The sequence below is a fragment of the Streptomyces sp. NPDC039736 genome (assembly GCF_055596485.1).
Genome location: NZ_JBVIUQ010000001.1, coordinates 440,674 through 456,306, shown reverse-complemented (window position 1 = coordinate 456,306; position 15,633 = coordinate 440,674). Strand labels below are relative to the sequence as shown.

General features: G+C 73.2%; 11 protein-coding genes. 4 read left to right on the top strand and 7 right to left on the bottom strand.

Annotated features, from left to right (window positions below; translation table 11 throughout):
• The first annotated feature begins 4 nt into the window (after window positions 1–4).
• On the top strand, window positions 5–592 hold the full coding sequence (locus tag ACZ56L_RS01915) for a GNAT family N-acetyltransferase (protein WP_471060469.1): 588 nt from the start codon (window positions 5–7) through the stop codon (window positions 590–592).
• Here ACZ56L_RS01915 and ACZ56L_RS01910 read toward each other — a convergent pair.
• A complete protein-coding gene (locus ACZ56L_RS01910; RefSeq protein WP_471060466.1) occupies window positions 570–2,207 on the bottom strand; it encodes an AMP-binding protein in 1,638 nt (545 codons plus the stop codon). The two genes, ACZ56L_RS01915 and ACZ56L_RS01910, sit on opposite strands and share 23 nt — an antisense overlap.
• A gap of 1 nt (window position 2,208) precedes the next feature.
• Window positions 2,209–3,750, bottom strand: coding sequence for an AMP-binding protein (locus tag ACZ56L_RS01905; RefSeq protein ID WP_471060463.1), 1,542 nt, complete (start codon window positions 3,748–3,750; stop codon window positions 2,209–2,211).
• A 109-nt stretch (window positions 3,751–3,859) separates the two neighbouring features.
• On the opposite strand from ACZ56L_RS01905, the gene ACZ56L_RS01900 reads away from it, so the two are divergent.
• Entirely contained in the window at window positions 3,860–4,720 is an 861-nt protein-coding gene (locus tag ACZ56L_RS01900) for a response regulator transcription factor (protein WP_471061646.1), read from the top strand.
• Here the strand turns inward: ACZ56L_RS01900 and ACZ56L_RS01895 are convergent, their stop codons facing one another.
• The 5 genes from ACZ56L_RS01895 to ACZ56L_RS01875 form a co-directional block, all read right to left on the bottom strand.
• Window positions 4,721–5,179, bottom strand: a complete 459-nt coding sequence (locus ACZ56L_RS01895) for an HIT family protein (RefSeq protein WP_471060460.1) — start codon at window positions 5,177–5,179, stop codon at window positions 4,721–4,723.
• A gap of 156 nt (window positions 5,180–5,335) precedes the next feature.
• Window positions 5,336–5,944, bottom strand: coding sequence for an MBL fold metallo-hydrolase (locus ACZ56L_RS01890; protein ID WP_471060457.1), 609 nt, complete (start codon window positions 5,942–5,944; stop codon window positions 5,336–5,338).
• Between the two features lie 46 nt (window positions 5,945–5,990).
• The gene (locus ACZ56L_RS01885; protein ID WP_471060455.1) at window positions 5,991–6,464 is read right to left on the bottom strand and encodes a L,D-transpeptidase; all 474 of its coding nucleotides are present in this window, start codon (window positions 6,462–6,464) and stop codon (window positions 5,991–5,993) included.
• Complete coding sequence (locus ACZ56L_RS01880; RefSeq protein ID WP_471060452.1) at window positions 6,461–7,033, bottom strand: Ig-like domain-containing protein; 573 nt, start codon at window positions 7,031–7,033, stop codon at window positions 6,461–6,463. The genes ACZ56L_RS01885 and ACZ56L_RS01880 overlap by 4 nt, the downstream gene beginning before the upstream one ends.
• A 363-nt stretch (window positions 7,034–7,396) precedes the next feature.
• Window positions 7,397–8,026: a DUF6328 family protein gene (locus ACZ56L_RS01875; RefSeq protein ID WP_468683081.1), complete on the bottom strand. Its 630-nt coding sequence runs from the start codon at window positions 8,024–8,026 to the stop codon at window positions 7,397–7,399.
• A 290-nt stretch (window positions 8,027–8,316) separates the two neighbouring features.
• Between ACZ56L_RS01875 and ACZ56L_RS01870 the strand changes: the two genes are divergently transcribed.
• Complete coding sequence (locus ACZ56L_RS01870; protein ID WP_471060449.1) at window positions 8,317–12,756, top strand: HAMP domain-containing protein; 4,440 nt, start codon at window positions 8,317–8,319, stop codon at window positions 12,754–12,756.
• On the top strand, window positions 12,753–15,614 hold the full coding sequence (locus ACZ56L_RS01865) for a SpoIIE family protein phosphatase (protein WP_471060446.1): 2,862 nt from the start codon (window positions 12,753–12,755) through the stop codon (window positions 15,612–15,614). Before ACZ56L_RS01870 ends, ACZ56L_RS01865 begins: the two co-directional genes overlap by 4 nt.
• Window positions 15,615–15,633: the final 19 nt, after the last annotated feature.

Genomic DNA, 15,633 nt, shown 5'->3' with positions numbered 1-15,633 from the left:
ACCCATGTCAGCACTTCGCCCCCGGCCGCGGACGCGGCCCGTGCCCGTCGGGGCGCGCTCCGCGATCCGGCTCGCCCGGGCCGCCGAGCTGCCCCTGCTCCAGGAGATCGAACGGGCGGCCGGTGAGCCGTTCCGGGACATCGGCATGACGGAGGTCGCCGACGACGACCCGCCGTCGCTCGATTTCCTGACGCTCTATCAACTCGACGCCCGCGCCTGGGTGTTCACCGACCCGTCCGATGTCCCCGGCGGGTACCTCATCTGGCAGGAGGTGGACGGCGCGGCCCACATCGACCAGGTGTCCGTGCATCCGCGCCTCGCCCGCCAGGGCGCGGGCCGGGCCCTGATCTCCCGTCTCGCCGGGGAGTCGGGCCTTCCCGCCCTCACCCTGACGACCTTCGCCCGGGTCCCGTGGAACGCCCCGTACTACGCACGCCTCGGCTTCCGCACCCTCGCCGACGCCGAACTCACCCACGGCCTGCGGGAGATCGTCGCCGAGGAGGCGTCGATGGGCCTCGACCGCTGGCCGCGGGTGTGCATGCGCCGCGAGGGAGCGGGGCCGGTGGGCCTCAGCTTCCGTACCGCTCCCTGAGTTCCACCTTGCGGACCTTGCCGCTGACGGTCATCGGGAAGGCGTCCAGGACCTCGACCCGGCGCGGGATCTTGTAGTGCGCGAGCCTGCCTTCGCAGTGGGCGGCGATCTCGTCCCGGGTCGGGGGGTCGGCGGGGTCCCGCGGCACGACGCAGGCCAGGATCTCCTCGCCGTAACGTGCGTCGGGGACGCCGACCACCTGGACGTCGGCGATCTTCGGGTGGGCGTGGAGGAACTCCTCGATCTCGCGCGGGTACACGTTCTCGCCGCCGCGGATGATCATGTCCTTGATGCGGCCGACGATCTGGACGCAGCCGTCCTCGCGCATCGTGGCGAGGTCGCCGGTGTGCATCCAGCGGGCGGGGTCGACGACCTCGGCCGTCCGGCCGGGGTCGTCCCAGTAGCCGAGCATCACGCTGTAGCCGCGGGTGCAGAGTTCGCCCGAGGAGCCGCGGGGCACGGTGGCGCCGGTGGCCGGGTCGACGACCTTGACCTCCAGGTGGGGCAGGACGCGGCCGACGATGCCGGTGCGGCGTTCGAGGTCGTCGTCGCGCCGGGTCTGGGTGGCGACGGGCGAGGTCTCGGTCATGCCGTAGCAGATGGACACCTCCGCCATGTGCATCTCGGCGACGACCCGCTTCATGACCTCCGTCGGGCAGGGGGAACCGGCCATGATCCCGGTGCGCAGGGTGGAGAGGTCGTAGGCGGCGAAGTCGGGGAGGTTCAGCTCGGCGATGAACATGGTGGGGACGCCGTAGAGGGAGGTGCAGCGCTCGTCCTGGACCGCGCGCAGGGTGGCGGCGGGGTCGAAGGAGGGGGCGGGGATGACGACGCAGGCCCCGTGGGAGGTGGCGGCGAGGTTGCCCATGACCATGCCGAAGCAGTGGTAGAAGGGCACCGGCAGGCAGATGCGGTCGTGTTCGTCGTAGCCGATGGTCTCGCCGACGAAGTAGCCGTTGTTGAGGATGTTGTGGTGGGAGAGGGTGGCGCCCTTGGCGAAGCCGGTGGTGCCGGAGGTGTACTGGATGTTGATCGGGTCGTCGCAGGACAACTCGGCGGCGCGCGCCTCCAGTTCGGCCTCCCCGGCCGGGTCCGCGAGGAGCGCGTCCCAGCTCGGGTCGCCGATGTGGTGGACGGAGCGCAGGCTCGGGCAGCGGCCGGCGGCCTCGGCGGCGAGGGCCCGGTAGTCGCTGCTCTTGTGCGTGCGGGAGGCGACGAGGAGGGAGACGCCCGCCTGGTCGATGACGTACGCCAACTCGTGCGAGCGGTAGGAGGGGTTGATGTTCACCAGGATCGCCCCGATGCGGGCGGTGGCGTACTGGAGCAGGGTCCACTCCGGGCAGTTCACCGCCCAGATGCCGACCCGGTCGCCCTTCCCGACGCCCCGGGCGAGCAGTCCGCGCGCCAGCTCGTCGACGTCCGCGCGCAGTTGCCGGTACGTCCACCGCCTGCCGGACGGCACGTCGACGAGTGCCTCCCGGTCGGGGAAGGCGGCCGCGGTGCGCAGCAGGTTGGCGCCGATGGTGTCGCCGGTGAGGGGGGCGGAGCCGGTTCCATGGGCGTACGACAGCGGCTCCCGGCCGGGCGCCGAAGCGTGAATTCCCTTCTCCCGCATCTCAGTTGACCTCCCGGTCCAGGCCCGTCCAGTACGGTTCGCGCAGTTTGAACTTCTGGATCTTGCCGGTGGCGGTGCGCGGGATCTCCGACCGGAACTCCACCGACGTCGGGGCCTTGTAGCCGCCGATCCGCTCCTTGCAGTGGGCGATGATGGCGGCCTCGTCGGCGTCCGCGCCCTCCGCGAGGACGACCAGCGCCTTGACGGTCTCCCCCCACTTCTCGTGCGGAACGCCGATGACGGCGACCTCGGCGACGGAGGGATGGCTGAAGACGACGTCCTCGACCTCGATCGAGGAGACGTTCTCGCCGCCGGTGATGATGACGTCCTTCTTGCGGTCCGAGATCGTGAGGTGGCCGTCGTCCGGGTCGAGGAAGCCGCCGTCGCCGGTGTGGAACCAGTCGTCGGCGAGGGCTTCCGCCGTCTCCTCCGGCTTCTCCCAGTACGCGTCCAGTACGACGTTGGAGCGGGCCAGCACCTCGCCCGACTCGGCCACCCGGAGCTTCACGCCGAGGGCCGGAACGCCCGCCCGGGACAGCTTGCGGGCGCGCTCCTCGGCGGGCAGGGCCTCGTCGGCGGGCCGGGCACGGTTGAAGGTGAGGAGCGGGGAGGTCTCGGTGAGGCCGTAGATCTGGGTGAACTCCCAGCCCAGCTCCTCGCCCATGCGCCGGATGGTGCGGGTGGGCGGCGGGGCGCCCGCGCAGACGACCCGGACCCGGTCGCGGCCCGGGATCTCGCCCTCCCAGGACGCGGCGGCGTCCAGGACCGCGTTCCAGACCGCGGGCGCGCCGCACATCAGCGTCACCCCGTGCTCCTGCACCCGCCGCAGGATCTCCGCGCCGTCGACCTTGCGCAGCACGACCTGCTTGGCCCCGAGCCCGGCCATGACGAACGGCATCCCCCACCCGTTGCAGTGGAACATCGGCAGGGTGTGCAGGTAGACGTCGCGCTCCCAGGCGCGGGTGTGCAGGCCGAAGGTCAGCCCGTTCACCCAGATGTTGCGGTGGGTGAGCTGCACCCCCTTGGGGCGGGCGGTCGTCCCCGAGGTGTAGTTGATGGTCGCGGTGGCGTCCTCGTCGGGCCGGGACCAGGGGCGCGGCTCGACTCCGTACCGCATCAGCTCGGTGTCGCTCTGCTCGCCGAGCAAGAAACGGTGACGGGCCTTCACCCCGCTGAGCACGTCGTCGAGTTCGGGGTCGACGAGCAGCACCCGGGCACCGCTCTGGCGGACCATGTAGGCGATCTCCTCCGGTTTCAGCCGGAAGTTGATCGGCACGCAGATCCGTCCGCTCGTCGGGACGGCGAACAGCAGCTCCAGCAGCCGCGCCGAGTTGTGGCTGACGACGGCGATCCGTTCGCCCTCGCCGACGCCGAGCGCGTCGAACCCGGCCTGCCAGGCGCGCACCCGGGTCGCCAGTTCGCCGTACGTGGACGTGGGAACGGGCGGCGCGGGCTGGCGGGGTTCGTCGATCACGCCGGGGCTGGAGGCGAATCCCAGCTCGGCGCGGTCGAGGAAGTCGGAGATGGTCATCGGCGTCCGCATCGTGCTCTCCCTGTGTCGGCCCTGGTCGCTAACATCCTGTTCCAGTGGCCTGGATCTCACTACCCCCGAACGGGGGTGGAAGGGAGCGCACGTGAGGGACGTTTCCGGCATGTCCGGGGCGGGGCGGCGTCACCCGGGCCGTGCTTCGGGGGCGCACGCCGCCGAGATGCGGGCCGCGCTGCTGCGGCTGCGGCGGGTCACCGGCGTCCCGGTCGCGTTCGGCGGGCTGCTGACCGGGCCGGCCGAGCTGTGCATCGCGGAGCTGAGCGGAGCCTCCACCCGTGCCCTGGAGGGGCTGCTCGTCTCCTCGGGCATCGGGCTCGGCGGCAAGTCGATCGCGCTGAGACGCCCGTGCGCGGTCACCGAGTACCTCTCCTCGCGGCACATCAGTCACGAGTACGACGCGGCGGTCACCGCGGAGGGGCTGCGCTCGGTGATCGCGGTGCCGGTGATCGTGCGGCGGCGGGTGCGCGGCGTCCTGTACGCGGCCCTGCGCACCCCGCAGTCCCTCGGCGACCGGGCGGCGGGCGCGGTGCTGGACGCGGCGCGCGAGGTGGAGCAGTCGCTCGCGGTACGGGACGAGGTGCGCCGCCTGCTGGAGGTGGCGCGGGAACCGGGTGCGGGGGCCGGTGCGTGGGAGGAGGTCCGGGAGGCGCACGGCGAGCTGCGCGCGCTCGCGCCGCGCATCGTGGACCCGGAGCTCCGGGCGGAACTCCTCGCCGTGTGCGGAAGGTTGGCGGGAACGTGCCGCGACGGGGAGCCGACCGGGTACGACGTGGTGCTCACCCCGCGCGAGACGGACGTGCTGGTGTGCGTGGCCTCGGGCGCGACGAACGCGGCGGCGGGCGAGAAGCTGGGGCTGCGGCCGGAGACGGTGAAGGGCTATCTGCGGTCCGCGATGCGGAAGCTGGGGTCGCACACCAGGCTGGAGGCGGTGGTGGCGGCCCGCCGGGCGGGACTGCTGCCCTAGCTAGCCTTCGAGCGTGCGGGCGAGCAGTCCGGCCAGTTCGTCGCACCGCTCCGGGGGCACCCACTCCGCCTCGGGCCGGGCCAGGTACCCGAACACGGCGGGCCCGCACCGGTCGGCGGGCTGGGCGGCCATGCGGGGCACGACGTGGAAGTGGGCGTGCCCGAAGCCCTCTGCCTCGGCGAACTGGACCACGTACGACTTCACGCACCCGGTGACCTCCCGCAGCGCCCGCGACAGCCGCACCTGCCACAGGCCGAGGGAGGCGGCCTCGGCGTCGGTGAGGTCGTGGACGGCGGTGACGTGCCGCCGGGGCAGCAGGACGAGCCAGCCGGGCAGCGCGGAGTTGAAGGCGAGGACGACCCGCCAGTGCTCGTCCCGGGCGACGCGTTCCCGGGGCGGGGCGTCCGGGAGACGGGCCTCCTGGGCGCAGGGGTAGCAGTCGGTCGCGGGGTTCGGCATGGGCCGAGCTTAGGGATCGCGGCGTAAGGCGCATGTCATGCGCGCCGGGGCGGGGACCGGCCCGGTGGCCGGCCCCCGGGAAGCACTGGGGCGATTTCACCGGTCACGGGGACGCCGTGCCCCGGAGGCACTCCGCCGGCCCTGTCGGCCGCGCCGTCAGAGCCGTGAACCCGGTTCGAGGTAGCGGTAGTTCGCCGTGCCCTGTTCCGCCAGCCAGCCGTTCGCGCTGGCCAGGCCGCGGGAGTTGAGCTGGGCGTCGTGGATGCCGAGGGCGCGTTCCGGGCGGAGGGCGCGGGTGAAATCGATGGCCTCGCTCATGCGCATCCAGGGGGCGTGCAGCGGGACCAGCAGGGTTTCGACCGGGGCGTCGGGGGTGTGGAACGAGTCGCCGGGGTGGTAGACGGCGTCCTCGATCAGATAGCCGAGGTTGGCGCAGTCCGGGAGGTCGCCGTAGATGGGGGCGTGGACGCCGCCGTGGGCCGTGACGCGGAAGCCGGCGGCGGTGAAGGCGTCGCCCGGCCCGACCTCGGTGACGGGGAGGTCCGGGAGGCCGGGCAGCGCGGCGCCCTCGGGGGCGTACACCGGAATGTCCAGGCCGCGCAGGTGCGAGACGTCGATGTGGTCGGCGTGTTCGTGGGTGACGAGGACCGCGTCCGCGCCCCGCAGCGCTTCGGGCTCGCTCCAGGCGCCGGGGTCGATGACCAGGACGCCGAGACCTTCCCGTTCCAGGCGGACGCAGGAGTGGGTGAACTTGGTGAGGCGCATGGGAGAGACGTTAGGTCCGCGGCAGGCGCCTCACAGACGATTTCGGTCAGACCGCGGGGCGTTCGCCCAGTGCGCTGCCCGCCGGCCAGTCGGACCAGGAGAGGTTCCAGTCGCCGTAGCCGTTGCCGAAGCCGTAGCCGTTGCCGAAGTGGTCCATCGGCTTGCCGGTCGTTCCGGTGGCCTCGATGACGTCGCCGACGCGGCTGAGGCCGTACAGCCACTTGGCGTCGGCCTCCGACATGCCGATGCAGCCGTGGCTGACGTCCTCCTTGCCGAAGGACTCCGCGTTGTCGGGGGCGGCGTGGAGGTACTCGCCGCTGGCCGTCTCGCGCATGCTCCAGTCGTACGGGGCGTAGTAGCCGTCCGGGCTGTCGCGCGGGATGCCGATGGTGCGCGAGTCCATGAGGACGCGGCCGTCCTTGGAGAGGATCGTCTTGATGCCCTCGCGGGTCTTGAAGCGCTTCTCGCCGCCGCTGACGGGGATGGTCCGCAGCGTCCGGCCGTCGCGGACCACGGTCATGGTGTGGGCGGCCAGGTCGACCTGCTGATCATCGAGTCGCCGGTGGTGAAGGAGAGCCTGCGGTAGCGGTCGACCGCGGTGCCGTCGGCGAGCTTCACGTGGGACAGCCGGGCGTCGAGCGTCGCCCTGGTGCGGGCGGGCCAGTAGTGCTGGGGGCGGAAGTGGACCAGGGTGTCGCCCTTGGACTCCGTCCAGTGCCAGGCGCCGGTGAGCGGGGTGGAGGCGGTGACCTCAAGGGCGCCCTCGATGCCCGCGCGGAGCGACGCGTCGACCTTCTGGCCCGGGAAGACCAGGGCGAGCGGCTGGCCGACGCCGACCGTGCTGCCGTCCAGCGGGGCGATCCGGGGGGCGGCCGTGCGGCGCGGCGCGGCCGGCCTCTCGGCGGGCGGGGCGGGTTCCGCGCCGGGCGCGGGGGTGGCGGCGGGGGCCTTGGGCTCGACGTCGGCGACCGGCACCCGGTCCGTGGAGGTGAGGGCCCGGCTCCCCTCCCCCGCGCAGGCCGTGGCGGCGAGGGCGAGCGCCGCCGCCACGACGGGTGTGCGGACGGCGGACGTGACGGTGCGGCGCATTCTTCCTCGTACCTCCGGGAGACCGGGCACGGCCGGGGTTCGACCGGCCGGTCCCTCACGGCAGGAGGCCCGCCGCACCGCCTCCGGGGGCCGAAGGTCCCGCATCGGACGCCCTGGGACCCGCTCGCCTTCCGCGTCCGCTTCTCGTACGAGATCCGGGGTGCGGCCCGGTGCCGGACGGGCCGGGCGGGCGGGAGCGGGGCCGGGCCCGGGTGCGGATGCCGCTCGCCCTCCGACCGGTCCGGACCACTGGGTCAACCCCGTGCCGCCGCGCCGCGGGTCATCCGACAGAGTGAACTTCCGGAGTGCGGCGGGGGCTTCCGGGCCCGCCCCCCGTCCGGGCGCACGCCGTGGGGGCCCGCTTCAGTCCGTGTGCTTCCAGCGCGCCCAGAACGGCAGCACGAACCAGCACAGCAGGTACCAGGCGAACACCCCTGCGACGAGCCACGGCGCGAACGAGTCGTGCGTGACCACCCGCATCACCAGCAGCAGCGCCGAGCACAGGGTGGCCAGCAGCAGGACCAGGCCGAGGAAGGTGAGCCGGGACGCCCAGGTGACGGCCTTGTGCTTGATCCGGCGGCCCGAGACGATCCGGTGGAAGGAGACCGGGCCGATGAGTGCGCCGGTGGCGGTCGAGCCGAGGATCACCGTGAGGATGTAGATGTTCTTGTCGGTCTCGGAGATGTCCTGGAAGATCGGCGTGAACACCACCGTGAGCAGGAAGCCGAAGAGGATCTGCACCCCGGTCTGGGCCACCCGGATCTCCTGGACCAGCTCCGACCACTGCCGGTCGGCGCGCTCGTCCTCGCTCTCGGAGCGGCCCCGCGGGCGGGCGTCCCGCTCGTCCTGGTCCCCGGAGCGGCCAGGCGGGCGCTCAGCCCGCTCCGCCCGCTCGGCCCCGTCCTCGGAGCGGCCCCGGGAACCCCCGGCCCGCTCCTCGTCGGAGGCGCCCCTGGGGCGGTCCTCCCGCTGTCCGGTCTCCGCCTCTGGCATGTCCCGACCCTCCTCGCGCCTGACCCGCTGCCGCGCACCGTGCCCGCCCGTATCGAGCATGCAATCGAACGCATACCCTTTCGAGCGGCAGCTATGAGCTCACGCGCGCCCTCGCTCGCCGTCCGACCCGTGTGGGCGCGGAATGACGAGCAGGGGAACGGCAAAAATTGTCGTATGGCAACTGTGGCACCATGACCCACGGAACGCCCGTTCGGAAGTGAGCTGGTCGTACTGGTGCCGCCCCCTGCGCGGGCTGGTACAGAGCACGTCACAAAGGGGTGGGTCAGACCATGGGAACAACGGGTTCCGAAACGGGCGGACGTCCCGACGCCGCCGCGACGGCGGACGGGGTGGACGCCGCGTCGCAGCTCGCGGGCGCGCAAGCGCCCCCGTCGGGCACGGCCGACGGCGCCGCGGACGCGACGAGCGGCACAGCGCCCGACGCGGTCGGAGCGACGCCCGACATGGCCGGAGCGACGTCCGGCGCGGTCGACACGGCGTCCGGTGCCACGCGTACGACGTCCCGCGCCGGCAGCGCGGGCCCCGCCGCGTCCGGCGTCGGTGACTCCTCCCTCACGGGCGTCTCCCCGGCCCCCCGTGCGCCCCGCGCCAAGACCACGCGCAGCCGTACCGGCACGGGAACCGAGCCCGGCACCGGCACCGCCTCCGCCAAGCCCCGGGCCGCCCGCCGCACCCCCGCGAAGGCGAAGACGGCCGGGGTCACCACCGTCCCCGTGCCGGTCCTCCCCAACGGGCACTCCCCGCACTCCGACGGCTCCGTCGGCGAGCCCGAGCTGCGCCAGTTGCTGGCCGGGCTGACCGCCGTGCGCGACGGAGACTTCGGCACCCGGCTGCCCGACGACCGCGACGGCCTCCTGGGCGAGATCGCGCAGGTCTTCAACGGCATGGTCGACCAGCTCTCGCTCTTCACCTCCGAGGTGACCCGCGTCGCCCGCGAGGTCGGCACCGACGGCCGGCTCGGCGGCCAGGCCGAGGTGCCGGGCGTGGACGGCACCTGGAAGGACCTCACCGACTCCGTCAACGCGATGGCGGGCAACCTCACCACCCAGGTGCGGGACATCGCCCAGGTCGCCACCGCCGTGGCCAAGGGCGACCTGACCCGCAAGATCGACGTGGACGCGCAGGGCGAGATCCACGAGCTCAAGAACACCATCAACACGATGGTCGACCAGCTCTCCTCCTTCGCCGACGAGGTCACCCGCGTCGCCCGCGAGGTCGGCACCGAGGGGCGGCTCGGCGGCCAGGCCGACGTGCAGGGCGTCTCGGGCACCTGGAAGGACCTCACCGAGTCCGTCAACGTCATGGCGAACAACCTGACCTCCCAGGTGCGCAACATCGCCCAGGTCACCACCGCCGTGGCCAAGGGCGACCTCTCGCAGAAGATCCGGGTCGACGCCCGCGGCGAGATCCTGGAGCTGAAGGAGACCATCAACACGATGGTCGACCAGCTCTCGGCCTTCGCCGACGAGGTCACCCGCGTCGCCCGCGAGGTCGGCACCGAGGGCAACCTGGGCGGCCAGGCGACCGTGCGCGGCGTCTCCGGCACCTGGAAGGACCTCACCGACAACGTCAACGTGATGGCGTCCAACCTGACCGGCCAGGTGCGCTCGATCGCGCAGGTCGCGACCGCCGTGGCCAAGGGCGACCTCTCGCAGAAGATCAACGTCGAGGCGAAGGGCGAGGTCGCCGCGCTCGCGGGTGTGATCAACACCATGGTCACGACCCTGTCGGCCTTCGCCGACGAGGTCACCCGCGTCGCCCGCGAGGTCGGCACCGAGGGCATCCTCGGCGGCCAGGCCCACGTGCCGCACGTGGCGGGCACCTGGAAGGACCTCACCGACAACGTCAACTCGATGGCGAACAACCTCACCGGGCAGGTCCGCAACATCGCCCAGGTGACCACCGCCGTCGCCCAGGGCGACCTCACCCGCAAGATCGACGTGGACGCCCGGGGCGAGATCCTGGAGCTCAAGACCACCATCAACACCATGGTCGACCAGCTCTCCTCCTTCGCCGCCGAAGTCACCCGGGTGGCCCGCGAGGTGGGCTCCGAGGGCCGCCTCGGCGGCCAGGCCGAGGTGGAGGGCGTCTCCGGGACGTGGAAGCGCCTCACCGAGAACGTCAACGAGCTGGCCGGGAACCTCACCCGGCAGGTGCGCGCCATCGCCGAGGTCACCAGCGCCGTCGCCGAGGGCGACCTGACCCGCTCCATCACGGTGGACGCGTCCGGCGAGGTGTCCGAGCTCAAGGACAACATCAACTCGATGGTGGAGTCCCTGCGCGAGACCACCCGCGCCAACCAGGAGCAGGACTGGCTCAAGACCAACCTGGCCCGGATCTCCGGCCTGATGCAGGGGCAGCGCGACCTGACCGTCGTCGCCGAGCTGATCATGGACGAGCTGACGCCGCTGGTCGGCGCGCAGTACGGCGCCTTCTACCTGGCGCACGACACCGGCCGCCATCCCGAGCTCGAACTCATCGGCTGGTACGGGCACTTCATGAGCTCCCAGGACCGTCCGGTCCGCTTCGAGCTGGGCCAGTCGCTGGTCGGGCAGGTGGCCCGCAGCCGCCGCACGATCGCCGTGGACGAGCTGCCGTCGGGGTACGTCACCGTGTCGTCCGGCCTCGGGTCGGCGGACGCGCGCAGCCTGCTGGTGCTGCCGATCGCCGTCGAGGGCCAGGTGCTCGGGGTGATCGAGCTGGCCTCGGTGGGCGGGTTCACTCCCGTGCACCGGGACTTCCTGGAGCAGTTGATGGAGACGGTCGGCGTCAACGTCAACACGATCGTCGCCAACGCCCGCACCGACGAGCTGCTCGGCGAGTCGCAGCGGCTGGCGGCCGAGTTGCAGTCGCGTTCGGAGGAACTCCAGTCGCAGCAGGAGGAGTTGCAGCACTCCAACGCCGAACTGGAGGAGAAGGCGGCCCTCCTGGCGTCCCAGAACCGGGACATCGAGGCCAAGAACCTGGAGATCGAGCAGGCGCGGCAGGAACTGGAGGACCGCGCGCAGCAGCTCTCCATCGCCTCGAAGTACAAGTCGGAGTTCCTGGCGAACATGAGCCACGAGCTGCGCACCCCGCTCAACTCCCTCTTGATCCTGGCCCAGTTGCTCGCCCAGAACCCGACCCGCAACCTCTCGGCCAAGCAGGTCGAGTACGCGGGCGTCATCCACTCGGCGGGCTCCGACCTGCTCCAGTTGATCAACGACATCCTCGACCTGTCGAAGGTCGAGGCGGGCAAGATGGACGTCAACCCGGAGCCGGTCGGGCTGCGCAAGCTGCTCGACTACGTGGAGGCCACCTTCCGGCCGATGACCGCGCAGAAGGGCCTGGACTTCCGGATCAGCGTCGCGCCGGGCGCCCCGGCCGAGCTGGTCACGGACGACTCCCGGCTGCGTCAGGTGCTGCGCAACCTGCTGTCCAACGCGGTGAAGTTCACCGAGGCGGGCGCGGTGGAGCTGCGCATCGACCCGGCGGTCGGCGCGGACCTGCCGCCGCTGGTGCGTCCGCACGGCCCGGCGGTCGCGTTCCGCGTGATGGACACCGGCATCGGCATCGCCGAGCAGCAGCTCGAAGCGATCTTCGGGGCGTTCCAGCAGGCGGACGGCACGACGAGCCGCAAGTACGGCGGTACGGGCCTGGGCCTGTCCATCAGCCGCGAGATGGCGCACCTGCTCGGCGGCGCGATCCAGGTCAGCAGCGCGCCCGGCGAGGGCTCGACCTTCACCCTGTACATCCCCGTCGCCCGCTTCGAGTCGCCCAGCGCGTACGCCGACCCGGCGGACAAGGAGCGGGAGACCGCGTCGCCGGGCGTGCCCTCCCCCGCCGTGCCCGCCCAGCAGCGCAGGCTGCTGGTGATAGAGGACCGGCCGCGCGGGCTGCTGTCGCTGGTCGCGGAGAGCGCGGTCTCGGAGCTGGGCGACGGGTCGCTGCCCGACGCACGGGGTCCGGTGCACGTGCGTACCGCGGTCGGCCCGGAGGAGGCGGCGGCCGCCCTGGCCTCCGACCCGTGCCACTGCGTCGTCATCGGCCTGGACATGCCCGACGGCTCCGCGATGCGGCTGCTGGCCGCGCTGGACGGCGATCCGGCGCTGCGCCAGGTCCCCGTGCTCGCGCACCACACCCGGCCGCTGGAGGCGTCGCACGAGCGCCAGATCCTGGAGTGGTCGCGTTCCAAGCCGCTCGAACTCCTGCCCAGCCTCGACGAGTTGCGGGAGCGCATCGCCCTGCACCTGACGGCGGAGCGCCCCGCGGACGTGCTGCCGCTGGTGCGTCCCGCGGTCCTGCCCGCCGAGGTGCCGCGTCAGGCGGAGCCGGCACCGGACGGCGGTCTGGATCTGTCCGGCCGGGTCGTGCTGGTGGTCGACGACGACGCCCGCAACGTGTACGCGCTGACCGGCATCCTCGAACTGCACGGCATGCGCGTCCTGCACGCCGACAACGGCCGCAAGGGTCTTGAGGTGCTCGCCCTGCACGGCGGGGTGGAGCTCATCCTGATGGACGTGATGATGCCGGAGATGGACGGGTACGCGGCGACCGCGGCGATCCGGGCCATGCCGGAGCACGCGGACCTGCCGATCATCGCGGTGACCGCGAAGGCCATGGAGGGCGACCGGGACAAGTGCCTGGCGGCGGGCGCAAGCGACTACATCACGAAGCCGGTGGACGCCGGCGACCTGGTGTCCCGCATGCGCACGTGGCTCGCCCGATGAGCGGGGAACAGCCCGCGTGCGGCCAGGACGCGGCGCTCCCGGCGGACGCCGCGCACACCCCCGGCGCGCCGGACGGGATCCCCGCCCCGGCGGACGGGGAGGACGGGCACCCGGCGACGGAGCCCGGTCCGGCCGGTCCGGTCCCGGCGGCGGACGCCGCCGCCGGGGCCCCCCGCCTCCCCGCGGAGCCTCGGTCCGGCGAGGAGAGCGGGCACTCGGGGGCGGCCGGAGCAGGCACGCCCCCCGACGGCCCGGCCGGGGCGGCGGTTCCCGGAACGCCTCCCGGCTCCGGGGCGGCCCCGGGCACGCCCCCCGGCCGCCCGGCCGCCGTCGGCGACCCCGCCGACCTGCCCGGGGCGGGTTTCCTCGCCAGCCATCCGCCCTACGGCCTGGACCTCGTCCCCGGCGCCGGCTTCCTCGCCGGTGTCGCGGCGCACGGGGCACGACCGGAGTCCGGGTTCCCTCCCGTCGGGGAGCCCTTCGACGGCGCAGGTGACCCCGCCCCCTTCCCGTCAGCCCGTGGCGCGCATCCCCCGCCCCGGCCGCTGGACGCCCTCGCGTCCACCATCGAGCAGTTGCGGCGGGACCTGACGCTCGCTCAGGAGTCGGCCGACGCACGGGCGTTGATCGGCATCGCCACCGGCATCCTGGTCGAGCGCGGACAGGGGGGCCCGGCGGAGTCCGCCCTGCACCTGGAGCACCTCGCCGAGTCCGCCCGCGTGCCCCTGCTGGAGCTCGCCGCCGACATCGTGAACGGGGCCGCCGGGGACCACGTGGCGGACGCGCTCCCGGCGTCCGCGTACCCGTCGCCGTCCGCCCGGGACACCGGCGCCAAGCCCGGCACGGTGCTGCGGCTGCGGGCCGCCGAGACCGGGTCGATGACCGGCGACGCGCAGACCGCCGTGCAGTCCCTGTTCGAGCAGGCGCTCGCGCCGCTGGGGGCGAGCGCGCTGGCGCTGTGGGCCGCCGGGCGGGACGGCGCGCTGATACTGGCCGGACACGCGGGCTTCTCGCGCGGCGAGGCCGAGCGCTGGCGATACGTTCCCCCGGGCGTGGGGACCTGGTCGCAGCAGGTGCTCACCGAGCGCCGTCCGCGCTGGTACGGAACGCTGCCCGCCGGTGTCCCCGGCATCGGCCTGCGGCACGGCACCGACGGCGCGCGCAGCATCCTGCCCGCCGAGGTGGGCGGCCGCATCCTGGGCGTACTGGAGGTGTGCTGGCCGCAGCCGCAGCCGCCGCTGACGTCCGCGGCCACCCGGCAGCTCGACGCGCTGGCCGACCTGTGCGCGCACACCCTGCCGGGCACCGACGTGTCGGCCGTCTCGGCCGGATTCCCGCCGGACGAGCAGGCGGGCCCGCTCGCCGACCTCGCCGACGGCCTCCTGGACCCTGCGCTCGTGCTGCTGCCGCTGCTGGACGACCGCAACGAGGTGGTCGACTTCCACATCGCGTACGCCAACGAGCGCTTCGCCGACCTCGCGGGCCGCTCCCGGGCCGTACTGACGGGGATGCGCTGGCTGGAGGCGTATCCGCTGAGCGCCCATCAGGGCGGCCTGTACGAGCACCTGTTGCGGGTGCACGCGACGGGCGAGCCGTTCCGGGCCGGGCGGATGACGCTCAACTCCCAGGTGGACGAGGTCCCGTTGGTGTCGGTGGCCTCGGTGGGCGTCGGCCGGTACGGGGACAGCGTGCTGCTGAGCTGGCGGCTGGAGGACGAGGCCTCCCGGCTCGCCTCCCTGCTCCAGCACGCCCAACGCCTGGGCCGCATCGGCGGGTTCGAGGAGAACGCCGTCACCGGTGACATCCTGTGGAACGGCCAGCTCTTCACCCTGTTCGGGCTGCCGCCCACCTCCTCGCCCGTGCCGCTGGAGCGGCTGCACCACCACGCGCACGACGACGACTCGGTGGCCATCGGCCGCTTCCTGCGCACCCTGCTGCACCACCGCCACTCGGCGTCGACGGCCTTCCGGCTGCGCCGTGCCGACGGGGTGATGCGGCACATCCGTATCGTCGCGGAACCCGTCACCGACCCGGCGGGCAACATCCTCTCCATCCGGGGCGCCTACCAGGACGTCTCCTCGCAGCACTGGACCGAGGTGGCGCTCGCCGCGACCCGGGACCGGCTCGCGGACTCCGAGGAGCAGTCGGCGGCCCGCAACAAGCTGGCCCTCCAGCTCCAGCAGGCGATCATGCCGCCGACCCGTGACGCGGTGGAGACCTCGGGGCTGCTGGTGGCGGTGCGCTACCGGCCCGCCGAGGAGGAGCACCTGGTCGGCGGTGACTGGTACGACGCGGTGGCGCTGCCGAACGGCAAGGTCCTGCTGGCCGTGGGCGACATCGCGGGCCACGGCATCGACGCCGCGACCGGCATGGTCGTCCTGCGCAACGCGCTGCGCGGCCTCGCCGCGACCGGTTCGGGCCCGGCCCAGTTGCTGGGCTGGCTGAACTCGGTGGCCCACCACCTCACCGAGCAGGTCACCGCCACCGCGATCTGCGGCGTGTACGACCCGGAGACCCGGCTGCTGCGCTGGGCGCGGGCCGGCCACCCGCCGCCGGTGCTGGTGCGCGACGGGGCGGCGGCGGCGCTGCCGATGCCGCCGGGCATACTGCTCGGTGCGGTGGGCGAGGCTCCGTACTCGGAGAACGAACTCGTACTGGAGCCGGGCGACCGGCTGCTGATGTACACAGACGGGCTCATCGAGCGGCGCGACCGCACGGTCCAGGAGTCCCTGGAGCAGTTGCTCGCGCTGGCGGGCACCGCCCCGCCGGAGCTGGAGAAGCACCTGGACCGGCTGCTGACCCACAGCCGCTCGGACACCGACGACGACACCTGCCTGATCGGCATCGAGGTCCGCTGAGCCCTCCGTCCGCCGCCTC